This is a genomic window from Streptococcus ictaluri 707-05 (genome assembly GCF_000188015.2).
In the GTDB taxonomy this organism is placed as follows: domain Bacteria; phylum Bacillota; class Bacilli; order Lactobacillales; family Streptococcaceae; genus Streptococcus; species Streptococcus ictaluri.
In genome coordinates this window covers 168,134-193,403 of the sequence record NZ_AEUX02000007.1, presented here as the reverse complement: position 1 = coordinate 193,403, position 25,270 = coordinate 168,134, and the positions used below count along the sequence as shown (strand labels likewise).

Sequence of the window (25,270 nt, the reverse complement as noted above, 5' to 3'; positions counted from 1 at the left end):
AAGTTTTAGTCCTCTCTCCGGGGCTGTTATGAATAGCTGTTATGATTTTCGTCGAACAAGGTATCTTTTTGATAGGGTCATCACTAATAAAAGTAGGCCAACGATTACCACATAAAGTAACCAGCGATAATACTGATACATTGATATCGAGCTTCTCTTTTTTTGGTTAATTTTTTTAAGTGGTAAGGAAATTCTTTCACCTCTGACGAGTAACCGGTGACTATTAATCATATAAGGTGTACAGGTTAAGAGTGTTACATAGTCCTTACCTTCTACAATTGTAAGAGCATCCAATTGACTAGGCTCTATCACCTTAATCTGATTCACCTTGTAGGCCAGAGTTTCTTTAAGATTAGTGACATAAAAACGATCTCCTTTTTTGAGTTGATTCAAATCAGTAAATAGTCTAGCCGATGGCAAGCCACGATGAGCTGTCAGAACCGAATGAGTCGATTGACCTCCTACTGGTAAACTACTGCCTTCTAAATGTCCACTACCTTTTTCAAGCACCTTAGCTGATGTCCCTGCATAAATTGGCAAATCAAGTCCAATTGTAGGAATGGCAAGGTAGCCTAGTTGTTCGTTTACCTCCAACATCCTAGCGTATTCTTGTAAACCATTTTTTTCTTGCGGAGTAAATGGATCCTCTAGTAACAGGTGTTTTGAAATAGCAGAATTATAGGCTTGAGCTAAATCTATTCGTCTATTGATATCAGACCTGTCAAGAGAAGATACTTGATGCTCAAATTGGTTAATCTTTTGATGAGAGGCCAAATAGTAGCTAACCTGACTAACAATAGGAAAAAGTAAGATAAGAATGCCTAGAAAAAATAACATGCTTCTTAACTTATGTTCACGAATGAGCTGACCTAAGGCTCGTATCCTTTGCATCTATTTTCTCCCTCTCTTCTTTTTCTTCTTCCTATACCAGACTAAAACCCGTAAGAAAATCAATACCAGACCTATACTGGCGTAACGCTTCAATTGGTGGACTTGCCCTGCTTTTTTGTCGCCTTCCTCCACCTTCTCCTTATAAGGAATTCTTTTTCCTCGCACCAAGAGACGGTGACTATTAATCATGTAGGGAGTGCAGGTAAGCAAAGTAACCTCATCCTTTCCCGGTGTAATGACTAGGTCTTCTAGTCTATCAGGAGTAATGACCTTAATCGACTCCACTTGATAAGCTATTTTCCCTCCGATATGCTCAATATAGAATCGGTCTTCTTTTTTAGCTGGTTTAAATCGGTAAACAATCGTGCTGTTGGCAGCCCTCTATGCGCTGTTAACACCGCATAGAGGGCTGCCAACAGGTAAACTGGTCCCTTCTAAGTGTCCTACTCCTCTTTGGAGATTTTCTTCACCCGTTCCTGCATAGATTGGAAGATCTTGATTAAGCTTTGGAATGATAAGATGCCCTATTTGCTCTCTTACTTCTAACATTCTGGCATACTCAACACGACCTGCATGTTTTTGGTCTTCTGAGTAGGGATATTTTAGAGAAGCTTGGTCGGACTGATTAGCCTTTCCAACCAGGCTAGCATTGTAAGCTTTTGCTAGAGACAGTCTGTGTTTGATTGCTGATTTGTCAATCCTTGTTACTGCTTCTTTAAACCCATTAATCTTAAGATGTGAGGCCTGATAGTAAAGTATCTAACTCATAATAGGAAATGCTAAAATCAGTAACCCGATCAGAAAGATAAAACGAGATAACCAAACCCTAAAGAGATTTCTTTTATTCATTCTCTTTTTTGGTGTCATATTGCCCCTTATCATGCTTAAGACGACGATAACCTAAAAGGATAAATGCTCCTAAGATAAAAATGAACCCTACTATCATTAAAAATATTGCCTGTGTTTCTCCTGTTTGCGGTATCCAACCAAATGGATGTGATGGTTTTACAGGTGGTGGCGTCATCTTATGATTTGTCACTGTAACAGGGGTTGTATTGTAGGATGTTTGATTAACAGTAAAGGCAATTGTTTTTTGCAACAATACATAGTTCTCAGGAGCTTTTGTTTCTTTCAAGTAGTAATCAGTTGTTCCTTCAACTGCCGTTTTACCTTCTAAACCATAAGAAAGCCCCAAAATGTCAAACGTACCATCTGTATTAGATTTTAGAACAATTGCTTCATTCTCCTTAGGATCAACAAATTGTCCTGCATCAATTCCTTTTTTATTGGCTTTTAACAATTCAGTAGTCCATTTAATCGCTGTCTGAGCTTCGCTATCAGAAAATAAATCAAATTCTGCCCCTGATAGCTTTTGATTAGCATTACCAGCATCAGTTTTAACAAAACGTTTCCCACCAGTATAGACTTTTGTCTCATCTGATGGAGGTGTCTCTTTTGAAGGGTGACTAGGAACCGATGGATTATTAGGGTCCGTTTTTGGATTTCCTAATTGATTGCCACTGTTTGTATATGTAATACTTGTTTTATTAAGAATGTCTTTTCCTAAAATGGCATTTTCATTTATCTCTGCTTGAAAATCAACTTGAATAAATGGTGATTCGTCAGTATTTTGTTTAACATCTGCAATTGTTGTAGCGTTAATTTTATTTCGATTTGCTAATGGTACTGCTTTTGCAATCTTATTAATTCCAGCTTCTGTTAATTTCACTGTTAATGTTTGACCTGAAATCTCAACAGTATAATCAGCAGAGTATGTCAATTCTTTAGTGCCATATTTCACCTTAATTTGTTCAGCGGTTGAGACAAATGAAAGTTGTGAATCTAATGTATCGTTAAATTGATATTGCGTGTAATCTTGAATATTTGTTGGAATAGTTCCTTTTAAGAAGAATGTTAAATCTTTACCGATTTCTGCTCCTATAGCATTATTTCCTAAACTATTAACATCCTTTCCTACTGAGGGCTTTTCACCAGAAATATTTTTAGGATACACATTTATTTCTGTCTCAAAGCCAGTACCTTTAGAATTTGATACTGGAAGCGCTAACACAAAAGGAACGGCAATTGCTGAAGAAACTAATTCAGGAGCATTTGATTCCACAAAAAGATAGCGCTCATCGGACTTTGAATCAAGTTCAAAAGTTGCTAATCCTCCACTAGAAGTTGTCTTCTCACTAACATATTCTAGCTTATCCGTAGCATTATCTGCTTTTTCTTTAGTTCTGTATGCCTTAATCTCATCATTTGTCAGATTTTTATCTTTGACCTTGTAAACTCTAAAGGTAACGCCATCTAACATTGTCACATCAGTACCTAATTTTGCTATCTCCTCTTGGGATAACTTTACCCCATTATCATTAACGATACCATCCCATTTTAAATAATCAGCATAGTCTTTCGCTTGTAACTTATAAACGTTCACTTTCGTTTTTTCTGGTACAGTCTTCACCGTCTCTGCTCTTACCACCATCCCCGGTATGGTTTGAGCTACTGGTGCAAGACTTGCCCCAATCAACATGGTCATGGTCATTGCTGAGTACAATGATTTTTTTGAAACTTTCATTTAATAAAATCTCTCCCTAATCTTATTTTAAATCTTATTTTTAGCCCAGAAATTTAGGCACTCTATTCATTATAAACAATAAAAAATTAAAAATTCTAACTTTTTAAATAAACGTCGTTTTTTACTACTTTTACCCGTATTTTCACAAAATGATTTGAAGCAACTAGCCCTTTTAATCTCCAAAAATGTTATTATAACAATAGGGAAAGAAGCTTGCTATTAGTTTTGTTTTAACCACTGTTCAAAGACCGTTTTCATTGACAGTTCAACAACTTTTACATAATCTTAAATAAAGGAGAGAAAAAGATTATGGCTGTATTTGATTTAAAACATATTCATGCGTTACATTCATTAACTCATTTACCAATTTTGCTTATGTCAAGCGATTACGAGCTTATCCATTCTTACGGTAACTTAGAATATTTGTCACCTTATTATCAAGTGATTAAAGAAGCCTCTATGACACTTGATGCTGATTTCTCCTTTCTTGAAGGCCTGCTCGAAGAATCTTTCCTTTTATTTCCTATAAGCAACTACATCATCTGTATTGGGCCTTTTTATTCACGCAAGTTGGAAAAAAGCTACCAAGAAACTCTCGCAAATCAGTTTCTAAGCCAATACCCTATACGAACCTTAAAAGACTTATTGGATTATATGGCAATAGTGCCCACTTTTTCTCTAGCACAAATTCGAAGCCTTTTGATTACGATTGATGCCTATTTTCAAACGCATTTTGAGCAAGAATGCCAAGATAAAATCAACCAATTACAACACCATGCACAAAAAATAACTACCGATCTCCACTCTTTGAAACATCTTAACCATGAACTTAGAGACTCCTATCAGTTGCCTGATGCTTTTACTTATCTCAATCATATAATGGAGCTTGTTAAACTTGGTAACAGCGATTTACTAAAAAAAGAGATTAATCACATCCCTATATCACAAGTGTCTACAACTGCTATTTCTAACTTGAGAGCTGAAAAAGATCTAGCTATTGTCTACTTATCAAGACTTGTGGAACTAGGGTTTTCCGAAAATACACATAACACTCAAAGTTATGACCTAGCTAAACAATACTTAAGAATGATAGAAGAAGCCACTAACCCCATTGATGTTTTTAGAATTCGTGCCGCAGCTATTTTGAGCTTCTCCGATTCTTTAAATAACAAAAGCATATCAGATAAACAGCAGCTCTATCAATGTATCTTATCCTACGTGGCAAATCATCTTTACGACAAATTAAAAGTCAGCGATATCGCCAACCATCTTTATATTTCTGATTCTCATTTGCGTGCTATTTTTAAAAAATATGCTGGGATTTCTTTGTAGCAATACATTTTAAAAGAAAAAATCAATGAAGGAAAGTTACTCTTAAAACGTGGCATTCCAGTTGGAGAGGTAGCTAAACTCCTCTATTTTTATGACACCACACATTTCCTCAAAACTTTCCAAAAGCACACCGGTAACTCCGTTAAAGATTATCTCAAAAAGCAGCAACAACAAAGGCTTAAGTAAATCCAAACTTCCAGAAATTCTGGAAGTTTTTTTGTTTGAAGAGCTATTTTTTGCCTTACATACTCCTATTTTTTTCAGTTATTAGAGCAGCACAAGTATTTGCCTTTATGTTATAATGTAAGTTATGGATAAAATGATTAAATCGATTGCTGCTTCTAGCGCTTTTCGCGCCTATGTGCTTGATAGCACGGAAACAGTTAAAGTGGCACAAGAAAAGCATCAGACGCTTTCTTCCTCAACAGTGGCTCTTGGGCGTACCTTAATTGCCAACCAAATATTAGCTGCCAACCAAAAAGGAGACAGTAAAATCACTGTCAAAGTCATTGGTGACTCTTCTTTTGGCCATATTATCTCTGTGGCAGATACCAAGGGACATGTCAAAGGCTACATTCAAAATACTGGTGTTGACATCAAAAAAACAGCTACAGGTGAGGTCTTAGTAGGACCATTTATGGGGAATGGCCACTTTGTGACCATCACTGATTACGGTACTGGAAACCCTTATACGTCAACCACACCTTTAATCACAGGTGAAATCGGTGAAGACTTTGCCTATTACTTAACAGAGTCCGAGCAGACGCCATCTGCGGTTGGTCTCAATGTACTCTTAGACCAAGACGACAAGGTTAAAGTGGCTGGTGGTTTTATGGTGCAAGTCCTACCTGGTGCTTCTGAAGATGAGATTGCCCGCTATGAAAAACGACTGCAAGAGATGCCTGCTATCTCAAGCCTACTAGCTTCTGATAATCCTACCGAGGCTTTATTGTCAGCTATTTACGGGGAAGACGATTACAAGCTTCTCTCTGAAGAGCCTTTGGCTTTTGCTTGTGACTGCTCGCGTGAACGCTTCGAATCCGCTTTGATGAGATTGCCTCTAGAAGACTTGCAAGCCATGAAGGACGAGGACAAGGGAGCTGAAATTATCTGTCAGTTCTGTGGCACAAAATACCTATTTACTGAAAATGACTTGGAGGCTATCATTCATGACAAAGCTTAATTCCTCTTTTAAGATTGGACAAGTAGAAATCCCACATCGAACAGTCCTAGCCCCTATGGCAGGTGTGACCAACTCTGCTTTTCGTACCATTGCTAAAGAATTTGGTGCAGGTCTTGTGGTGATGGAGATGATTTCTGAAAAGGGACTCCTTTATAATAATGAAAAAACCCTTCACATGCTTCACATCGATGACAATGAGCATCCCATGTCTATCCAATTATTTGGTGGGGATGCCGAAGGTCTCAAGCGCGCGGCTGATTTCATCCAAAGCAATACCAAAGCTGATATCGTAGACATCAACATGGGTTGTCCCGTTAATAAAGTGGTCAAAAATGAAGCCGGTGCCAAATGGCTTCGTGATCCTGAAAAGATTTGCCACATCGTCAAAGAAGTGACCTCTGTCCTGGACATTCCCTTAACCGTGAAAATGCGTACCGGTTGGGCAGATAGCTCTTTAGCTGTGGAAAATGCTTTAGCCGCAGAATCGGCTGGTGTTTCAGCGCTCGCTATGCATGGACGTACCCGTGAGCAAATGTACACCGGCACTTGTGACCATGAGACCCTGGCTCGAGTGTCCAAAGCCATCACCAAAATTCCTTTCATCGGGAATGGGGATGTCCGTACAGTTCAGGATGCCAAGTTTATGATTGAAGAGATTGATGTAGATGCGGTGATGATTGGACGCGCAGCCATGAACAACCCTTACCTCTTTACTCAAATCAATCACTTCTTTGAAACAGGTCAAGAATTACCTGAGCTTCCTTTCTCTAAAAAATTAGACATTGCCGAAGATCATCTTCGTCGCTTGATTAATCTTAAGGGAGAAATGATTGCTGTGCGTGAATTCCGTGGCTTGGCCCCTCATTATTTACGTGGAACAGCTGGCGCTGCTAAGGTTCGTGGTTCCGTTTCACGCGCTGAGACTTTAGCTGAAGTTGAAGCTATTTTCAACCAAGTACGCTAATGACATTAGAAGGAGAAACATGTTGATTGTACTAGCTGGAACGATCGGTGCAGGGAAAAGTTCTCTTGCAGCTGCTCTTGGAGACCATTTAGGAACAGATGTTTTTTACGAGGCCGTAGATAACAACCCTGTTCTTGACCTTTATTATCAAGACCCTCAAAAATACGCTTTTTTGCTTCAAATCTTCTTTTTGAACAAACGCTTTAAGTCCATTAAAGAAGCCTACCAAGCTGATAATAACATCCTAGACCGGTCTATCTTTGAGGATGAACTCTTCTTAACCCTCAATTATAAAAACGGCAACGTGACCAAGACCGAACTTGAAATCTATCAGGAATTATTAGCCAACATGCTGGAAGAACTTGACGGCATGCCTAAAAAACATCCTGACCTTCTGGTTTACATCGATGTGTCTTTTGAGAAAATGCTAGAACGTATCCAAAAACGTGGCCGTAGTTATGAACAAATCTCAGATAACCCGGACTTGCAAACCTATTATCAACAAGTCCACGGGGAATATCCTGACTGGTATGACAAGTACGATGTTTCTCCAAAAATGCGCATTGATGGCGATGCCTTTGACTTCGTGCAAAAACCAGAAGACTTGGCTCAGGTTCTTGCTATGATTGATGACAAATTAAAAAGCTTAGATCTTCTCTAGGCTAAGAAAAAAATCCAGTCCCTAAAGAGGTGATTGGATTTTTGATAATTTTTAAAAAGGAATCAGGGTAAAAAAGATAATTAAGGCAAAGAGCCAATAATCATATAAAACATAAGAATAGATACCTGCCCTGAGACTATCTTCTTTAAACCAAAGATAGGTAAAAGGTAAACGACCAAGTCCGATAACAACCAGACACTGATAAAAACTCCACTCATAGGTAGGTAAATGTAACAACCCATAAATGAGAACCCCTAGAATAGAACCAATCAGGATAGCTTTCTGAGAAGACAAATAACGACTCAGGCAATGGATGATGATAAGGGTAAAGGTAGCTGTTCACAACTCTTCACCTAATAAAGGCATCCAACCTGCTAACAAGCGAAACAAAATATTATGCCAATCAAAGGTGAAATAGTTTCCAGCAGCAGTACTGGCTGTCAAGGACATATCAAGGACTTCACCTATTAAAAATAACAAGAGGGTCAAAATAAAACCAAAGAAAGTCCACCAAACAATACGTTTCCAAGCTCCCTTTTTTAGTTTGCCAAACAAGAGACTGACACGCTTAGGATAAAGAACATATAAGGATAAAGCCGCTAAGACATCTAAGATAAGATATCGAATAGTCGCAATTAATTTAGTAACCACTTCCTTATGCTCTGGAAAGGAAGATCCTATACTTTTAAAAAGAGAATCTGTACCAATTAGAAATGAGTAGGAAAGCACCATCAAAATGACTGATAAAGTGATTTCTTTAACCGTGAGCCTCTTATTAAGAATAGTCTGTTTCATGTAATCCCTTTCTAATCCTTGTCGTTTGATTGTTAAATGGATCAACTCATAGATACTATTACTATAAATTATACCTTAACACGAATTAATAAGCTTGTAAAGTGCCTTTTAATAACTGATTTGTTTTTAAACTTTCTTTCATTTTAACATTATATTTTCAAACCTTTTCATTGGTTTTCTCATCAAAAATAGACTGAAGCGCTTCAGTCTATTTTTTTGTAAAAGAATATATCTCAGTTGCCTAGACTAAGCTAAGTTTTTTTAAAGATCATCGTAAGGAGAATCATCTGACCATAAGGCCTTTTGATCTTCTGGAAGAAAATCAGGTGCCTGATCATTAGCTGATTTGCTTGGTGACTCTTCCGTTTTAGCTTCTTCTGATTCTTTAGGAACTTCTAGTGTTTCCGTTGTTTTTTCAGCCTTTTCTGCTTTAGACACTTCTGTAGAAACAGGTGCTTGCGTCTTGGCTAATTCAGTATTTGGTGCATCTGCTTGAACTTTAGTGACTGTTGGGGAATAGACTCCTTCACTCACTTCTTCATTTAATTTAATTATAATAGACTGCCAAGCTCCTTGTTGATAGCCTTCTTCCACTTGAACTGTTGGAATATGCGCTTGAAGTTCTCTCCAACGAGTACCGCGTCTTACTACCATGGCCACTTGTTTAACCAATCCAGAGTCCGTTACAAAGTGTGCATGCTCACCTGCATCAAAAACAATAGAGAAGTACTTCTTAGCATCATAAGGAGCTGCTACCGCATCAGAAGCTGGACGATTAGGATCCTTAGTATCCAAAGGATTTTTAGCATCGCTTGGAAGATAACTAGCAATGACTTGACGTTTTAAACCAAAATTAGCTAGGAAAATCTCAGTAGTAACAGGTTGGTTTAACTGTTCTCCATCTGGGAAACCATGTCCGCCCCAGTCAATAAACTCATAATTAGGGTCTGTGCTGTCTGGTGTTGGTAATTTTAGACCATTGGCAAGAGCGTCTTTCCATGTTGTGCCTTGACGTACAAAGTAAGTAAAGCCAGCACGCAAATCGTCTCCAATACCTAATTTACCATGATAAAGGGTTGAGAATAAGACGTGTGTGTAATCCCCTTCGTTGACATCTGCCCCATTAAATGCATCCGCAAACACTAAAGGCGTGTTGCGATGTCTCTCATGTCTAAAGGAAGCATTAATAATAGCATCTCCCTTTAATAATCCTTCTTTAGGCAAATCATATGCCCAGTCTTTAAAGAAATAATGCTCTTTAGCTACAGTTTCAGGTATAGCTAGATTCGCTTTTTCCATTGGAATATCTTTTCGAACAAGATAAGTAACAGTTTTCCCTTTTTGACCATTGGCTGTCAAAATCCCACGATCTTTATCGTAATTTAATCGTTCAGGCTCATCACCAATACGATAGCTAACTGCCCAAAAACTATTGATATCCTTGACGGGAAGATGATGATCGCTCACCAAACTTTCACGCTGCAATTTAGTCACATCTTGCGAATCTGTCACAATAGGGCCTATGACTGTTTCAGTTTCTTGTGACACATCACCCATCTTTTCTTCGTGATCATGATGGTGGTAATGGTGATGCTCTTCCACTCCATGCCAATCAATTGGTTTACTTGGGTCAATCGGGTCAGTGTGGTGATGGTTACCATGTGGATAAGTAATCATATTGTACTTAACGTCAATATGAACCATTTCTAATAACTTTTCAATCGGAATATGAGGGTTCATCTTAGCCACTTCTTGCAACTTAGCTGTTAGTAAAGCTTGCATCTCAGGGCTTAGGACCTCTTTATGCTCAACTGAGTCCTTTTTAGGGACTTGATCATCTGGTAGCAGATGACGCCACTTATCTGATTGACGGATTTGATCATAAGGAATCATATGGTGGTGACCATGATGCTCCACAACAATGCCTAAATCAGTTCGAGTAAAGGGCTGGCCTTCTTGGTAAAGGAAATTATCATCGGTTGGAAAATCTAATCCTGGAATCCCAGCTTGAGAAGAATGACTTGGGCTACCAATAGGACTTGGGCTAACTGGTGATGGAGAGGCTGCGTAGACAGGACCAGGTAAATCTTTTTTGTAAATGTAATGGTAGTGATCTCCGTGACGAACCGTATACCCATTCGCATCTTCTGCAACAATATCCTTAGGATTAAAGACATAACCATCTGCTAAACGATAACCACTAGCACTTGAAAGAGTGCTAGCTTTCGGAGTCACTTGATGACTAGGTTGGTAGTCTTTAGGAATCAAATACTCCCAACGGCTTCCTTTCAAATCTGAATAGAAAAAGAAATGTGTGTGATCACCGTGTTTGACAATAATCCCATCGGAAGTTCGACTCTGAATCTGAGATTCACTGGTTAGGATAAAGCCATCATCTGTTTTAAAATCAATACCAGAAACACCTTTACGCTCCGAAGTTTTTTGTAAAGATACCTCTTTTTTATTAGCCTTCTTTTTCTTAGCAGAAGGTTTCTTTGTTTTATGAGTTGTCTTAGGGCTACTATCAACAGACTTTTCTTGCTGATGACAAGCTGCTAGGCAAAGGTTGCATGACAACAGTAAACCCATAATCGACAATATATGTTTTTTGGACTTCATATAAAAAAGGTCTCCTTTATTTTAATTAACCAGTTAAGTATGTCAAGATCTTTTCAAAAAATCAAGATAAATGAGACCTATTTGTCATTTTTTTGACATCTAAATATGATAAAAGCATTGAACCCTAAGGATGAGGACTTTAGCCTCTTCAATGCTTTTTGACTATTAAGTTGTTAAAATAAGATTGTCATCGGTTAAAGCCTGCCCACTATTTTGGTGGAACAACGCCATTAACTCTTCTACTGTCAATTCTTTTTTGGCACTTCCTTTGACATCCACGACTACCTGCCCTTGATGGAGCATGATTAAACGATTACCATATCGAATAGCATTTTCCATGTTATGTGTGATCATCATGGTGGTCAGCTGATCTCTTTCGACAATGGTTTGTGTTAGCTCCATTACCATGGCACTGGTCTTAGGGTCAAGCGCAGCTGTATGTTCGTCTAAAAGCAATAACTTTGGTTTGACTAAAGAAGCCATCAATAAGGTCAAGGCTTGTCTTTGACCCCCAGATAAAAATTGAGTGTCTACCTTCAAGCGGTTCTCTAAGTTCAGTCCTAATGGTGCTAGGGCTTTTCGATAAATCTCTCGTTCCTTATCTGTCACTCCCCAATGCAGCCCTCTTGATTGACCACGTCGATAAGCGATGGCCATATTTTCTTCGATGGTTAAGCGAGAAGCTGTCCCCATTTTGGGGTCCTGAAAGACACGACTAATCATTTTAGCGCGACGTGAGGTTGACAGCTGCTTGATGGATTTGCCTTCTAAAAGCAAATCACCCTGGTCCACCTTTAAGGTCCCAGCCAGACTATTCATAAGGGTTGATTTCCCCGCACCATTTCCTCCAATAATGGAGATAAAATCCCCTGCTTCTACGTCTAAGGACAACCCCTTGAGGACATGATTTTCATTGACCGTCCCTTTTTCAAAGGTTTTGTGAATATCTTTAATAGCTAATAATGTTGACATAAGCGTTTCTCCTATACTAGTTTCACACGATCAAGCTTGAGCTTTTTTTGCAATTCTGGAATAAATAAGACACTAGCTAACAAGATAGCTGAAAAGAGTTTGACCAAATCAGCATCCATTCCAGGAATAGATAAGATAGCTAAGATAATGAGACGATATAAGATGGACCCTAGGACAAGAGAGGCTAAGCGCCAGCCAATACTCAAATTTTTAATGATGACTTCTGCAATAATGATAGAAGCTAGGCCAATAACAATAGTTCCCACCCCGGCATTTAAATCCGCATAGCCATTATTTTGACAAAGTAAGGCCCCACAAAGGGCGATAAGACCGTTAGACAACAAGTAAGCCAGAATTTTCATATGATCTGTCTCAATGCCATTTGCTTGGCTCATTGGGATGTTATCACCTGTGGCGCGTAAAGCAAGACCCAAGCGTGTCTTCATCAATAAACTCAATAAGACAATGACCAAAAGAGCAAAGACTGCCCCAATGATTAAGACCGCTCCTAGTTTGGTAAAGCCCATATCATATAACTGGGTTACTAGCGTTTTCTGGCGTAAAAGGGCCACATTGGCTTTTCCTAGAACCTTTAAATTAATAGAATAAAGACCAGTTAAGGTGATGATCCCTGTTAAGAGGGCTGGGTTTTTGAGTTTGGTGTGGATCAGTCCTGAGACAATTCCTGCCAGACAGCCACCGAGCATGGCCAAGAGGGTTGCCAAAAGAGGGTTGATCCCTGAGACAATACAGGTGGCACAAATGGCTGCTCCTAGTGGGTAAGACCCCTCTGCTGTTAAATCGGCTATATCTAAAATACGAAAGGTCAGATAAACTCCTATAGCCATAATGGACCAAAGTAGGCCCTGCGATAAACTGGATAATACTAACGACATCTTTTTCTCCTTTTAATCAATTCTTCCTTGAAAGGTCTCAGCTGAGCTTTCAAGAGAAGCTACTTTTTTAGTCTTTTGTCAGCTGGGATAAGTCAATGCCTAATTGCTGAGCCATCTCGTGATTGATATGCAAATCAAGTTTTTTAGGATATTGAACAGCTAAGTCTGCTGGGTTTTTGCCTTTCAACACTTGAATAGCCATCCTTGCTACTTGTCTGCCTAACTGCTCATAATTAGTGCCATAAGTCAGTAAACCTCCAGCATCTACCATATCGGTTGAACCACCGATGACTGGAACTTTATGGGTTCGTGACAATTCTCCAATCATAGACATGGTTGACGCAATGGTATTATCGGTTGGGACAAAGACAAAATCTACATCCTTCATCAAACTGGCTGTCGCATCCTGCACATCATTAGAGCTAGAAATCCCCTTTTTGATAATCTGATAGCCCTTTTTTTCAAATTCTTTACTGGCTTCTTTCACCTGAACTTCTGAATTGCCTTCACTAGTAGTGTATAAAATCCCAACCTTTTTAGCCTGAGGCAAAGCTTGTTGAGCACTGCCAATTTGCTTGTCGATAGGAGCCAGATCGCTTGTTCCTGTTATCAAACCACCTGGTTTTTGAATACTATCAACAAGACCAGCTGATACCGGATCTGTCACAGCTGTAAAAAGAATAGGCGTTTCACTGCTCACCCTTGCTAGAGCCTGAGTAGCCGGCGTTGCAATAGCTAAAATAAGGTCATCCTTTGCTACCATCTTCTCAGCAATGGTTTGGAGCTGAGCTTGTTCCCCTTGGGCATTTTGATAATCCAGTACCATGTTGTGACCCTTTTTGTAGCCGGCTTTAACTAATTCTTTTTCAAAGCCTTTTCGAGCAGCGCTCAAGGAGTCATGTTCCATATACTGTAATATGCCAATGCGCAACTCTTTTCCTTTAGGATGGCTTGTATTTTCTTTAGAACGGCAGGCCACCAAACATGGGATAAGTAGTAATAATAAGAGATATCGACTTCTTTTTGTCATAATATTTTCCTCAACTCTTTTTTCTATTGATTGTTCTTAGCTAAGTCTTGAATCAACTTTGGATCAATACCAAGAACCTTAGCCATTTCTTCGTTAACTGCAATTTTAGTTTTCTGAGGTTTTGCGACTGATAGATTGGCTGGCTTTTGTCCTTTTAAAAGTTTAAGAGCTTTTTGACCCGCTTGTCTTCCAATCGCATGGTAATCCACACCTGACGTAAACAAGACGGCATCCAAATAAGCCTCATCACTTCCCATAGCAGGAACCTTAGCCTCTTTTAACACTTCTCCAATAGTGGCAGCTGTTGAAGCAACTGTATTATCGGTTGGAAGAAAAACAGCGTCTACTTGACTGGCTAGAGAAGACATGACCGCTTGAACGTCATTGCTTGTTGTCACTGTTTTAGTAACAACCTTAATCCTTTTTTGTTCAAGAGCCTTTTGCGCAGCTTTAGCTTGCCATTCAGAATTAACTTCACTGGAATTGTAGAAGATCCCTACCTTTTTAGCCTGAGGAAAGGCCCGACTAAGTAAGTCCACTTGCTGCTTAACATCTGTCGCATCAATGGAACCTGTCATGTTACCACCAGGCTTTTTCAGCGAATCCACCAGTCCCGCTTGAACGGGATCAGTTACGGCTGTAAAGACTGACGGTGTCTCAGAATCTGCCGTTAAAAGAGCTTGAGCAGCAGGTGTGGCTATAGCAAAATTTAAGTCCGTCTTTCCTGCTACTTGTTCCACCATGGTTTGGAGGTTGGCTTGTTCACCTTGAGCATTTTTCTTGATCACCTTCAAGGTCTTGCCTTCTTTAAAACCGGCTTCGTCAAGAACTTCCAAAAAGCCTTGGCGTGCTTGGTCTAAGGCAGCATGCTCGGCATACTGAACAATTCCAACCGTCACCTTTTCTCCAGTTTGATGGCCTTGCTGTCGACAAGCTGTCAATAGACCTAGTGTCAACATCATTAAGGTAAAGACCTTTACTCTCTTCATTGTCATTTTGTTTCTCCTTTACGTCTGCATAAAAATAAGACCATTTAGAATCATCTAAATGGTCTTATACAGGCGTACAAGAGTATCACAAAATACATAGCTGTATGGTGTCCACTTAGATTTTATGATCTATGTGGACAAGCAACTCTAATAGCTATAGCCTCATAGATACAAACATAACGTTCATCGTGTTTGTATCCATGGTAGCATGTCTACAAACACTATCTAAAGAAGCTATAGTAATAACGGTTAGTCGTTAAATGAGTTGTGCTTTGTGTCACCATGACAGCACCTCCTGTTTTCTTTCTGTAATTTTTTATATATTCTAAATCTTTTTGCAGAAAGTGTCAAGTTTTTTGAGAAAAAAGTTTTTAGGGTGTCTTTTTGAGCCACTTAAAAGACTTATCTGTAAACAAAATAGGATAAGATGTCTTCCTTTAGGCGCTTAAAAAGGGAGCTCCTCCTCATCTAAGACCAAGTCGGCTAATTCATGAGCGACGTTATTTTCACGCATGGCACGTTGCGCACGACTTTCCAACAATTGAAACGAAGAGACCACAACCTCTGAAACATAATGCATTTGGCCTTCTTTCTCATATTTGCGCGTGCGAAGCTCACCATCAAGAGAAATTAAACTCCCCTTACTAGCATAAGAAACCAAGGTTTCTGCCAAACGTCCCCAGATAACTACGTTTACAAAATCAACAGCTCGCTCGCCAGACGCCTCTTTATAGCGTCGATTAATGGAAACAGTCACACGTGTAACGGATTTTCCATTGGCCGTTTTAACTAGCTCTGGAGTCGCTACTAAACGTCCTATCATAATGACTTTATTATACATTTTCAACCTCCTTATCTTACTATTCGAAAAAGAAAAAGATTTCTCAACTGAAGGCATCAAATCAAACCAATAAATTCGTCTCAGAGCATAAATAAAGTTAGAAAAGCCACCTGTTGGACATTGTTAAGGAAAACAAAAAAAGATTGAAGAAAACAATCCAAATTAGATTTCTTCTTCAATCCAAGACCGATAGTTCTGTCTTTTTATCTCTTTATTAACCTTGCCAGTGTTTTGTGGCGTCAAAGGCTTCGCCAACTGTCACATCACTGGCTAATTCAATAATGCCACGCACTTGTGGAGCGTTTGGAAGCTCCAATTCACGCGCGCTGCAAAGCATACCGTAGCTATCTTCACCACGAAGTTTTCCTGGGAAAATCAGACTGCCACTTGGCATCATTGCTCCTGGAAGGGCAGCGACTGTCTTAAGGCCTACTGCTGCATTAGGGGCTCCACACACAATCTGAACCATTTGCCCATCATGAATAGCCACTTGGCAAATGTGCAAGTGATCGCTGTCTGGATGATCCACCATTTCTTTGATCTCAGCCACTACAAAAACGGGACCGGCCGTATTTTCCAACTGATCGTCAAAACCTTCCTTAGCTAGCTCAGCATTTAAAGTAGCAAGGGCTTGATCTGACAGAAAGACTTGCCCATTTCCTTCAACGGAAATTAAACTTGACACCTCAAAAATATTCCAAGCCAAGGTCTTACCTGTGGCTTCCTCAAATACACGAGCCACCTTTCCTTTACGTTCCACTTGACGTTTGATGTCCTTGGTATCTTGCAAGATCACCATCAGGACATCGCCAACTTGTTCCTTGTTATATGCAAAAATCATCTCTTTCTTCCTTTTCTTTTAAATCAAATCCGCTAAAAATGCGCTAATCTCAGCCTTTGTTTTTCGCAATTTATTCACCAATCTGCTGATTTCCTTGCCTTTTTCTAGAAGGACAAAGCTTGGAATGCCAAAAATATGCCATTGCTGAGCCAAATCGATAAACAGATCACGATTGATGCGAACAAAGGTCAACTGAGGATAGTCCGCTTCTAAATCTGGCATGACAGGGTAGATAAACTGACAATCAGGGCACCAATCTGCTGTAAAAAACAAAAGCACCTTGTCCTCTTGCTCAATAATATCTGCTAATTCCTGATATGACTTTGGCTCAATCATGTCAAGTCCTCCTCCACCTTTACTGTCCCCTTCTCATAGCAGTAGCCATAAGATTTACCATCCTTTAAGACCGCTCCTCCACAAACCTTCTTATGATTAGACGCTTTAGCATCCACGTATAAGACTTGAACTTCCCCCAAGGTCGCTAGTGTCTGTCGTATCTGCTTGATAATCTCTTCTTGTTTTCGTTCTTGATACCTGTTCTTAGCGACTAGCGCTAAACCAGTTATGATTCCAATAGCAATTAGGCCTGAAATCATCCCTCTTTTTTTATCTTTCATAACCTACATTTTATCATAAGACACTTCAAAAAGGCTAGACTTAATCCTAAGAAATAGCCAATACTCTTAAATAGGCTCAGCTTATTTCACGTCAATTAAAAAAACATCAAACTTTACTTGAAATCTTAAGGAGAGAGCGTTATACTATTTTTAAGTATAGTTTATTTTTAAATTAAATAAACTTATCATATAACTTAGAAGGTAAAAAATCATGAACCCAACTCTCTTTCCCATATCTTTAGCAATCACTGTAGACACCCTTCCCTTGATTTGTGCCCTTCTCTTTTTATCCATTGCTGCTTGCTTTCTCATCTTAATGATTAGCCTTCTGCCTAAAAAGGGCAGCTATCAGCTTTCTAAAAAGCATTCCCCTAAGAGATCTTAAAGCTCAACAGCTTTAGGATTTTTTAATTTTTCTGTGAAATCATTCCTTAAAACTTACTCAAAAAATGGTAAAATAGTAAGGTATACTGTATTTCGGGGTTTCCCCTTGCTAAACATGGAGAAGAAAGATGACAGATTTAATTGCAAAAATTAAAGAAATAACGAAGTTAGATGGCATTGCTGGCTACGAACATCAGGTACGTGATTACCTTCGACATAAAATAAGCCCATTGGTTGATCGTGTCGAGACAGATGGACTCGGTGGTATCTTTGGGATAAAAGACAGCACTGCCGACAAGGCTCCTCGTATCTTAGTTGCTGCCCACATGGACGAAGTCAGTTTTATGGTTAGCGACATCAAAGCCGATGGGACTTTCCGTGTAGTTGAAATTGGTGGCTGGATTCCGCTAGTCGTAAGCTCTCAACGCTTTACTCTATATACTCGCCAAGGTCAGGCCATTCCTGTTATTTCTGGCTCTGTCCCTCCTCATTTTCTAAGAGCTGCCAATGGTTCTGCTAGTCTGCCTAAAATCAGTGATATTATTTTTGATGGCGGTTTTACCAATAAAGCTGAAGCAGAAGCCTTTGGTGTCTGTCCTGGTGATATCATTGTTCCTCAATCCGAAACTATTGTCACTGCTAACCAAAAAAACATCATCTCAAAAGCTTGGGATAATCGTTTTAGTGTCTTAATGGTTACTGAACTCTTGGAAGCCTTAAAAGGCCAAAAATTAGCTAACACCTTAATTGCTGGTGCCAATGTGCAAGAAGAAGTTGGTTTTCGTGGCGCCCATGTGTCAACCACTCAATTTGATCCTGAGCTTTTCTTTGCGGTAGATTGTTCTCCTGCTGGAGATATTTATGGCGACGCTGGCAAACTTGGTGACGGTACACTCCTACGCTTCTACGATCCAGGGCATGTCATGCTAAAAGATATGCGTGATTTCTTGTTAACAACCGCTGAAGAAGCAGGCGTTAAGTTCCAATACTACTGTGGTAAAGGCGGTACCGATGCCGGTGCGGCTCATCTTAAAAATGGTGGTATCCCTTCAACAACTATTGGTGTTTGTGCCCGCTACATCCATTCCCACCAAACCCTTTATGCTATGGATGATTTTGTCGAAGCCCAAGCCTTTTTACAAGCTATCGTCAAAAAGCTAGATCGCTCAACCGTTGATCTCATCAAAAACTATTAGAAGAGGATAAGCACTAGACCCTATGAAAATTGGATTTATTGGTGTTGGTAAGATGGCGAGTGCCATAATCAAAGGGATTAAAAATAGCCCACATGACATCATCATTTCAGGCTCATCTTTACAACGCTCACAAGACATCGCTAAAGAATTACAGGTCGCTTACGCTTTGTCTCATCAAGACTTAATCGATCAAGCTGACCTAGTGATTTTAGGAATTAAGCCTCAACTATTTGAGACAGTCCTTAGTGACTTACACTTTAAACAACCCATTATGTCAATGGCCGCAGGCATCAGCCTAGCAAGATTAGCAGAGCTAACTAGCTCTGGGCTTCCTTTGCTTCGCATCATGCCGAATATGAACGCTAATATCTTAGAAAGCACAACGGCTCTCACAGCAAATCAGTGGGTTGACCAAGAGCTCTTTGATTTAGCCACTGAATTGACCGATTCTTTTGGTAAAACCTTTCCCATCTCTGAAAAAGACTTTGATACCTTTACGGCTTTAGCTGGCTCTAGCCCTGCTTATATCTATCTTTTCATTAAATCCTTGGCCAAATCGGGTGTCAAAAACGGCTTGCCAAAAGAAAAAGCCTTGGATATCGTCACTCAAACCATTATCGCTAGTGCCAAGCACTTGGCAGAGAGTCACCATAGTCCCCATGACTTGATCGATCAGATTTGTAGTCCTGGCGGAACCACTATTGCTGGCCTTATGGACTTGGAAAAAAACAGATTTTCACATTCGGTTTGCTCTGCTATTGATCGCACGATCCAACGCGCCAAAGAATTATAAGCACATAAAACTAAGCTCTTGCATGAACCTATGCAAGAGCTTTTTGCTTATAAAACGTATTTTCCCAGAGCCCATCGTAAAAGTCTGTCTAATGGTATTCCAAAGATTAGCAATGGAACCATGACCTTATTCAAGCGTAAATGTGGAAAGGCTAGGGCCAAGACCAAGATAGCCAAGACAATAACAGTCGTTTCTATCCATCTTGCTCGCTCTGCTATGGCTTTATTACGCTCATCCGTTTCAACGACATAGCGTTTAGCAACCATCGTCTCATTAAAGTCACGTCGAACAAAAGCCAGAATATTTCCCATGAAAAACAGTGGGAAACTAATCACTAGAAGCATATGAGCTGGTGCTGAAGTTGATACCTCATAAAAAGTCATCATAAGACTAGCTAAACCTAAGACTGTTGCAAAAATCATCAAAGCATATCCTAGGTGTTTGTTCTGTTTAGAGACCTTAGGAAACTGTTGTCGTTGATAATCGATATAAGCCTGCTTAGATTTGAAAGTCTTCTTGTCCTTACCTAGTTTTCCCTGATTAACCAAGTAAACTAAAATATTATAAAGACTCATAGACATCATCTGCTTAAGTGTCAACTGAGGAAAAAACAAGGCGACTAGCAGTAAGATGCCTACAAGAGGATAGCCAAAATAAGACCAGGTTTTATGTCTGAGAGAGCGATTTCGTTCATCATGACGAAAAATCATACTCTCTTTCAAATCTGTTGGTTCCGCAAAGACATAAAAACAGAAAGTTGATGCTAGTAAGAAAAGAAAGCCAAAAATGATAGCGCCTAAGGCTTTGTTGGGATTACCAGTCCCCAGAAAAACAAGACCAGTTCCAACCAAGACAAACCCAATGGCCACTAAAACATGACCAATCATTTTGAATCTTTTTTCCCAATCATGGCATTTTTGCTGAATTGACTTCTTAGATGACATCCTTTTTGCCCTCGCTTACTTCAGTTTCAAAAACATAGCTATTAATAGAAAAATAGCTGCAATAGCATTATTTAAAAAATGAATACTCATGGTGTAGCTTAACTTCTCAGTCCGATAATAAACAAATCCTAACATCAGACCCATACCACCATAAATCACCCAACTACCGATATCAGTGGGTCCATGAAAGAGACCAAATAGGAAACTGCTCAAGAAAAGACCGATAATGGATTTTGGTCCAAACAATTTACCAAATAATAAGCCCCGAAAAACAATCTCCTCCATAATAGGAGCCAACACGACGACTAAAACTAATAATAAAAGAGGGTGTAAACCAGCTTCTTCCAAAATAGTCTGGTTAGCTGTGCTAGCATTAGGTCCTTTTTCGATGATTAGAATAATACCCCCAATCATCTTAATCACAAAGAGAGCTAGGGTTCCAAGACCTATCCAAAGCCATTTAGAGTCTTTTTGTGAAAGGGTCTTACCACCCACTAAATTGACTTTTTTGGCTATCCAATAAGTGACCCCGCTAATGACTAGCATCAAAAGGGCAAGTAAAAGCGTTTGCCACAAGGCTTGTCCTTTCTTCACCAGCAAAAGAGCACTTTGCTCCACAATCACTATAACCAAGGCAAAGGCCAACCATTTTAATCTCACTAAAAAGCTTTTGAGTTTTGCAAACGTTGTTTCCATATTTCCTCCTAAATGAGGCGCCCAAGGCACCATTTCAATCCTAAAAAAGTGATTAACAAGACATACAAACCACCAATGAGAATGCTTCTAAAACTGATGACGAGTCCCATAAAAGCATTTAAACAAATAAAAAGAATAAGCAAGCTAAAGCTTACGATAAGGGTTCCATTAGCTGCTAATCTCGTAACCAGTCGATGACGCTCGTCATAAGTTTTAATATAATTGGCCTTCAATCGTTTCTCATCCAAAATGCAATACCAATTGGAAGCACTTAACAATAACAACCCTATAGCTAATCCTACTAAAAAACCACGGTTATAGCTCTTTAGGTCTATAACTAGAGAAAGAACTAAAAAGCATATTCCTAAACACAATGTTAAAGTAGCTAATCGGCTGACTTGTCTTTTATAAGTCGCTAGAGATTTTGGTTTTACCCAATCAGCTATCATTTTCTGAAACATGTCATCACCCCTTATCATCATCCTCGAATAAAAAAATATCTTCTATTGCCAAACCAAAATAACGTGCCAAACGATGGGCTAACTCTAAAGAAGCATTATACCTTCCCTTTTCAAGCGAAATAATCGTTTGTCTCGTCACACTCATGGCATCTGCCAAATCAGCTTGACTTATGCCATGAGATTTTCTGAGTTCCTGAATCCGATTGTCCATACACCCTCCAAATGTAAAGGAAACTTTACAACTATAGTATAGTTTCCTTTACATTTTTTGTCAACCTATTTTAAAAAAATAGTCACAAAAAAGCAATCCGAGATAAAGCATCTCGAATTGCTTATTTTTATACTAAGATAGTACTAGTTTGCTTTCAAGCGTTCAACATCACGCGCGATGCAAAGTTCTTCATCTGTTGAAATAACCAAGACTTTAACTTTAGAATCTGCTGTTGAAATATCTCCGCGATATCCAAAGACATTTTTCTCTGGATCGATTTCCATACCGAACCATGATAAAGCTTCCACAACATCTTGACGCATCAATGACGCATTTTCACCCATACCAGCTGTAAATACCAAAGCATCTGCTCCGTTTAGGACAGCAAAGTATTGTCCGATAAATTTCTTCACACGATCAATAAAGATCTTGTAAGCTAAGATAGCATCTGGGTTGTTTTCTTCCAAGCCAGCTTCAATATCACGCATATCGCTTGAAATACCTGATACACCACCAAGCCCTGATTTTTTGTTAAGCATGTTAACCACATCAGCAGCATCCTTCAACTCAGGATCTTGCGCAATCAAGTAAGGGATAATGGCTGGATCAATGTCACCAGAACGTGTCCCCATCATAGGACCAGCAAGTGGCGTGAATCCCATTGATGTATCAACTGATTTGCCATAACGGTTAGCTGTAATTGAAACCCCATTACCAATATGAGCTGTAATCAATTTCAATTCTTCTAACGGACGGTTAAGCATTTTAGCTGCTTCACCAGCAACGTACATATGACTTGTCCCGTGAGCACCATATTTACGAACTTTGTAATCAGTGTAATATTTTTGTGGGATTGGGTATAGGTAAGTGTGTTTTTCCATAGTTGTATGGAAAGAAGTATCGAAGACACAAACACTTGTAATCTCTGGCAAGAGATCACGGAAAGCGCGAATACCCGCAGCTGCACCTGGGTTATGTAGGGGAGCTAAAACAGATAACTCTTCAATCTGCTCAAGAACTTTATCATCAACCACAACGGATTCTTTGAAAAGTTCACCACCAGCAACAACACGGTGTCCAACTCCTGTAATCTCATCATAAGCTGCAATAATTCCAAAATGAATCAAATCATTTAATAACATTTTAACAGCTTCTGTGTGATCTGGGATATCAAGAATTTGCTCTTCTTTTTTCCCATCATACTTAACGGTAGCAATAGAATCTTTAAGACCAATACGCTCAATAATTCCTTGTGCTAATACCTCTTCTTCTGGCATTTGATAAAGTTGCCATTTTAAACTTGAACTACCTGCATTAATTGCAATTGTTTTTGACATTTTTTCCTCTCTGAAATCGTTTTCTGTGATGTTATATTATAATAACAAAAAAAGTTCTAAATGGCATTATCGAGTTTCCATTTTTTCAATTTTTGCATGAAATCCCGAATATTATCCCTATTTTTTAAGTCTCTAATCGGATAAACAAAGGTTTCTGTCGGGGTTTCTGTCTGCTTTTGTAAGATTACTATGGATTTAACATTAGATTTATTTCCAAAAATATTATCCGGCAAAGTCATAACTGCAGCGACCTGAGCATAATCCTTCAACCAAGCCTTTAAGAGTGGGCTTTGTGAACTGGTCAGCAAGTTAGCTGGAGCTAAAAACACTGCGTAACCTCCTTTTTTAAGGTACTTGAGAGATTGCTCCATTAACAGGTGATGTGCATAGGTATGCTCCTCATGACTAGCTACCTGATAACGCTTTGCAATAGCATCATTAGGATAAAAACCAACTGGCAAATCACTTAAAATGAAATCACTTTCTTTCAAAATTTGCGGTCTTACGGCATCTTCTTGAATAAAGCGAGCTGATGACTCCATAATCTCAGCAATGCTAGCAGACAAATCGATTAAAAGATCATCTACCTCAACCCCCAAATAATTAATTGTTTTTTGAGAGTTATTAAGAATGGTTTGGGCTAAATTACCTGTACCGCTACCTATTTCTAACAGATCTATAGCATCCGAATGACTCAATGTCTCCAAAATATGCAAAATAATAAAGCCAATCGCATCTGGTGTGAACTGGTGATTGGCTTGTAATTGTTCAGTTTGCCCAGCTTTGATAAAGATAAATTGGTAGGCGCGACGCCATTCCTCCTTAGTCAACTCTAATGCCTTTAAACGCTCAATACTGGCTGCCACTTGTTGACTAGCACCTGGGGCTCCTAAGTAAAAGGAGTTGTGCTCAATCAAGGCGTCATAGAAGTGCGTTTTTAAGTCATTTTGAATCAGTTGACTATTCTCTAAAATCAGCTGGTAGGCTTTTTCAATAGTTTCAAAATTCATATACCTATCATACCAAATTTGAGGGTAATTGCAAAGAATACCTCACTACTAATTGGTCTTAGCAACATCCTTTGCTTGGTAGATAAAATGATAGCTCCTACTATTTTTAAAGGTCACAGTAACCTGTCGCTTATTACCTTTAAGATGATAACTAGCTGTTCCCCAATTATAATTGACTTTCTCTTGATTAGCCAACTTGTTTTCTTGCAAAATTATTTCTGCCATTATCTGAGCCCTAGAGTAATCTATTTGACTCTGGTATTCTTGATATTGATAAGTGATTTGAGCCAGATAAACTTGTAAGACTAATAAAAAACCACTAGATATAAACAAGCAATACAAAAGTACGCCTGCTTTAACTTTTTTCTTGAAAATCATAGATAAATATCCTCTCCAAGCCACTTTCCCATTTGAAATGAATATGGAGCCGTTCTCCCTCTAAAGTCAACTTACTAGTGGTCAAATGAAAGAGCATAGGTTGGTACCCTCTACCTGTTTGAGAAGTCTTCCTAAAATCATGACTCTTGTATTGACCAAAAGCCAAGGACTTCTTGCCTTTTTCAACATATAATTTATTATTGACCACTTTTGGCAAATGAGATTCAGCTAGTTCTGTCCGTAACTGTTGCGCAAACAAAAGCCACTGATCTTGATCATTTTTCGCGAGATAATGACAATTAGCAAAAAGACTTTTTGTGAGTCCCTGATAAACTATGAGCGATCCCGAAATGATAAGCAAAGTCAATAAGCATTCTAGTAAAGTAAAAGCAGTTACTTTACTCTTGCTCCATTCTAAGAACTTCTTTTTGATTTTCATGAATAATAACCCCTTTTGCTGTCCTAATCACTTCAAGATGACAATCATTGATTGATAAGTGACTTTGTTGACTTTGAATAGCCATGACCGCTGTGTTCAACACTTCTTGCTTGTGTCGATAATGGTTTAATCTCTGACGAGAATCTTCTAGCGCCTTCATTATCACAGTTGTTAGCACTAATAGTAGTCCTAGAGCCACTAGACTT

Annotated in this window: 27 protein-coding genes and 2 pseudogenes; 6 read left to right on the top strand and 23 right to left on the bottom strand. The window is 39.0% G+C overall.

Annotated features, from left to right (window positions below):
* Positions 1-39: 39 nt before the first annotated feature.
* From STRIC_RS08675 to STRIC_RS08665, 3 genes and pseudogenes are all read right to left on the bottom strand, one after another.
* Positions 40-891 carry a class C sortase gene (locus STRIC_RS08675; RefSeq protein ID WP_008090404.1) on the bottom strand — a complete coding sequence of 284 codons (852 nt, stop codon included), beginning with the start codon at positions 889-891 and terminating at the stop codon, positions 40-42.
* Positions 892-1,440: pseudogene (locus STRIC_RS12725) on the bottom strand (sortase). It abuts the gene before it with no gap.
* Positions 1,441-1,732: 292 nt separating this feature from the next.
* Positions 1,733-3,475 (bottom strand): SpaH/EbpB family LPXTG-anchored major pilin, encoded by a 1,743-nt coding sequence (locus STRIC_RS08665; RefSeq protein WP_008089672.1) that lies wholly within the window; start codon positions 3,473-3,475, stop codon positions 1,733-1,735.
* 309 nt (positions 3,476-3,784) lie between these two features.
* Between STRIC_RS08665 and STRIC_RS08660 the strand changes: the two are divergent.
* The 4 genes and pseudogenes from STRIC_RS08660 to STRIC_RS08645 all read left to right on the top strand — a co-directional run bounded on the left by STRIC_RS08660 (position 3,785) and on the right by STRIC_RS08645 (position 7,615).
* Positions 3,785-4,993, top strand: a pseudogene (locus tag STRIC_RS08660) (YSIRK-targeted surface antigen transcriptional regulator).
* 124 nt (positions 4,994-5,117) lie between these two features.
* A complete protein-coding gene (gene hslO, locus STRIC_RS08655; protein WP_008090432.1) occupies positions 5,118-5,990 on the top strand; it encodes an Hsp33 family molecular chaperone HslO in 873 nt (290 codons plus the stop codon).
* Positions 5,977-6,954 carry a tRNA dihydrouridine synthase DusB gene (dusB, locus tag STRIC_RS08650; RefSeq protein WP_008090246.1) on the top strand — a complete coding sequence of 326 codons (978 nt, stop codon included), beginning with the start codon at positions 5,977-5,979 and terminating at the stop codon, positions 6,952-6,954. Before hslO ends, dusB begins: the two co-directional genes overlap by 14 nt.
* Before the next feature lie 19 nt (positions 6,955-6,973).
* Entirely contained in the window at positions 6,974-7,615 is a 642-nt protein-coding gene (locus tag STRIC_RS08645; protein ID WP_008090037.1) for a deoxynucleoside kinase, read from the top strand.
* A gap of 51 nt (positions 7,616-7,666) precedes the next feature.
* On the opposite strand, the gene STRIC_RS08640 is transcribed toward STRIC_RS08645, so the two are convergent.
* The 11 genes from STRIC_RS08640 to STRIC_RS08595 all read right to left on the bottom strand — a co-directional run bounded on the left by STRIC_RS08640 (position 7,667) and on the right by STRIC_RS08595 (position 17,215).
* Positions 7,667-7,909: a hypothetical protein gene (locus STRIC_RS08640; protein ID WP_008090343.1), complete on the bottom strand. Its 243-nt coding sequence runs from the start codon at positions 7,907-7,909 to the stop codon at positions 7,667-7,669.
* Between the two features lie 45 nt (positions 7,910-7,954).
* The gene (locus STRIC_RS11610; protein WP_008090371.1) at positions 7,955-8,410 is read right to left on the bottom strand and encodes a hypothetical protein; all 456 of its coding nucleotides are present in this window, start codon (positions 8,408-8,410) and stop codon (positions 7,955-7,957) included.
* 261 nt (positions 8,411-8,671) lie between these two features.
* Entirely contained in the window at positions 8,672-11,029 is a 2,358-nt protein-coding gene (locus STRIC_RS11605) for a pneumococcal-type histidine triad protein (RefSeq protein ID WP_008090242.1), read from the bottom strand.
* Positions 11,030-11,194: 165 nt separating this feature from the next.
* The gene (locus tag STRIC_RS08630) at positions 11,195-12,001 is read right to left on the bottom strand and encodes an ABC transporter ATP-binding protein (RefSeq protein ID WP_008090205.1); all 807 of its coding nucleotides are present in this window, start codon (positions 11,999-12,001) and stop codon (positions 11,195-11,197) included.
* Positions 12,002-12,012: 11 nt separating this feature from the next.
* A complete protein-coding gene (locus STRIC_RS08625; protein WP_008089879.1) occupies positions 12,013-12,897 on the bottom strand; it encodes an ABC transporter permease in 885 nt (294 codons plus the stop codon).
* Between the two features lie 67 nt (positions 12,898-12,964).
* Positions 12,965-13,927 (bottom strand): ABC transporter substrate-binding protein, encoded by a 963-nt coding sequence (locus STRIC_RS08620; protein WP_008089876.1) that lies wholly within the window; start codon positions 13,925-13,927, stop codon positions 12,965-12,967.
* A gap of 23 nt (positions 13,928-13,950) precedes the next feature.
* Positions 13,951-14,922 carry an ABC transporter substrate-binding protein gene (locus STRIC_RS08615; RefSeq protein WP_008090185.1) on the bottom strand — a complete coding sequence of 324 codons (972 nt, stop codon included), beginning with the start codon at positions 14,920-14,922 and terminating at the stop codon, positions 13,951-13,953.
* A 439-nt stretch (positions 14,923-15,361) separates the two neighbouring features.
* Positions 15,362-15,757, bottom strand: coding sequence for a single-stranded DNA-binding protein (locus tag STRIC_RS08610; RefSeq protein ID WP_008090409.1), 396 nt, complete (start codon positions 15,755-15,757; stop codon positions 15,362-15,364).
* A gap of 214 nt (positions 15,758-15,971) precedes the next feature.
* Positions 15,972-16,598: a YtpR family tRNA-binding protein gene (ytpR, locus tag STRIC_RS08605; protein ID WP_008090085.1), complete on the bottom strand. Its 627-nt coding sequence runs from the start codon at positions 16,596-16,598 to the stop codon at positions 15,972-15,974.
* An 18-nt stretch (positions 16,599-16,616) separates the two neighbouring features.
* Complete coding sequence (locus STRIC_RS08600) at positions 16,617-16,934, bottom strand: thioredoxin family protein (protein WP_008089749.1); 318 nt, start codon at positions 16,932-16,934, stop codon at positions 16,617-16,619.
* Positions 16,931-17,215 carry a DUF4651 domain-containing protein gene (locus tag STRIC_RS08595; RefSeq protein ID WP_008089864.1) on the bottom strand — a complete coding sequence of 95 codons (285 nt, stop codon included), beginning with the start codon at positions 17,213-17,215 and terminating at the stop codon, positions 16,931-16,933. The genes STRIC_RS08600 and STRIC_RS08595 overlap by 4 nt, the downstream gene beginning before the upstream one ends.
* A 512-nt stretch (positions 17,216-17,727) precedes the next feature.
* Here STRIC_RS08595 and pepA point away from each other — a divergent pair.
* Together pepA and proC are read left to right on the top strand one after the other, a co-directional pair.
* A complete protein-coding gene (pepA, locus tag STRIC_RS08590) occupies positions 17,728-18,795 on the top strand; it encodes a glutamyl aminopeptidase (protein ID WP_008090390.1) in 1,068 nt (355 codons plus the stop codon).
* A gap of 22 nt (positions 18,796-18,817) precedes the next feature.
* Positions 18,818-19,588, top strand: coding sequence for a pyrroline-5-carboxylate reductase (gene proC / locus STRIC_RS08585; protein WP_008090237.1), 771 nt, complete (start codon positions 18,818-18,820; stop codon positions 19,586-19,588).
* Between the two features lie 47 nt (positions 19,589-19,635).
* On the opposite strand, the gene STRIC_RS11600 is transcribed toward proC, so the two are convergent.
* The 9 genes from STRIC_RS11600 to comGE all read right to left on the bottom strand — a co-directional run bounded on the left by STRIC_RS11600 (position 19,636) and on the right by comGE (position 25,263).
* Positions 19,636-20,475 (bottom strand): hypothetical protein, encoded by an 840-nt coding sequence (locus STRIC_RS11600; protein ID WP_008090293.1) that lies wholly within the window; start codon positions 20,473-20,475, stop codon positions 19,636-19,638.
* 72 nt (positions 20,476-20,547) lie between these two features.
* Complete coding sequence (locus STRIC_RS08575) at positions 20,548-21,228, bottom strand: CPBP family intramembrane glutamic endopeptidase (protein ID WP_008090147.1); 681 nt, start codon at positions 21,226-21,228, stop codon at positions 20,548-20,550.
* An 8-nt stretch (positions 21,229-21,236) separates the two neighbouring features.
* Positions 21,237-21,689, bottom strand: coding sequence for a hypothetical protein (locus STRIC_RS08570; RefSeq protein WP_008090045.1), 453 nt, complete (start codon positions 21,687-21,689; stop codon positions 21,237-21,239).
* Positions 21,690-21,693: 4 nt separating this feature from the next.
* Complete coding sequence (locus tag STRIC_RS08565; protein ID WP_008090214.1) at positions 21,694-21,900, bottom strand: helix-turn-helix transcriptional regulator; 207 nt, start codon at positions 21,898-21,900, stop codon at positions 21,694-21,696.
* Between the two features lie 143 nt (positions 21,901-22,043).
* On the bottom strand, positions 22,044-23,237 hold the full coding sequence (locus STRIC_RS08560) for an acetate kinase (RefSeq protein WP_008089899.1): 1,194 nt from the start codon (positions 23,235-23,237) through the stop codon (positions 22,044-22,046).
* Between the two features lie 56 nt (positions 23,238-23,293).
* Positions 23,294-24,247: a class I SAM-dependent methyltransferase gene (locus STRIC_RS08555; RefSeq protein ID WP_008089827.1), complete on the bottom strand. Its 954-nt coding sequence runs from the start codon at positions 24,245-24,247 to the stop codon at positions 23,294-23,296.
* Positions 24,248-24,295: 48 nt separating this feature from the next.
* A complete protein-coding gene (gene comGG, locus STRIC_RS08550) occupies positions 24,296-24,580 on the bottom strand; it encodes a competence type IV pilus minor pilin ComGG (protein WP_162097589.1) in 285 nt (94 codons plus the stop codon).
* 22 nt (positions 24,581-24,602) lie between these two features.
* Positions 24,603-25,064 (bottom strand): competence type IV pilus minor pilin ComGF, encoded by a 462-nt coding sequence (gene comGF / locus STRIC_RS08545; protein WP_050897399.1) that lies wholly within the window; start codon positions 25,062-25,064, stop codon positions 24,603-24,605.
* Positions 25,024-25,263: a competence type IV pilus minor pilin ComGE gene (gene comGE, locus STRIC_RS08540; protein ID WP_234944206.1), complete on the bottom strand. Its 240-nt coding sequence runs from the start codon at positions 25,261-25,263 to the stop codon at positions 25,024-25,026. Before comGE ends, comGF begins: the two co-directional genes overlap by 41 nt.
* Positions 25,264-25,270 lie beyond the last annotated feature (7 nt).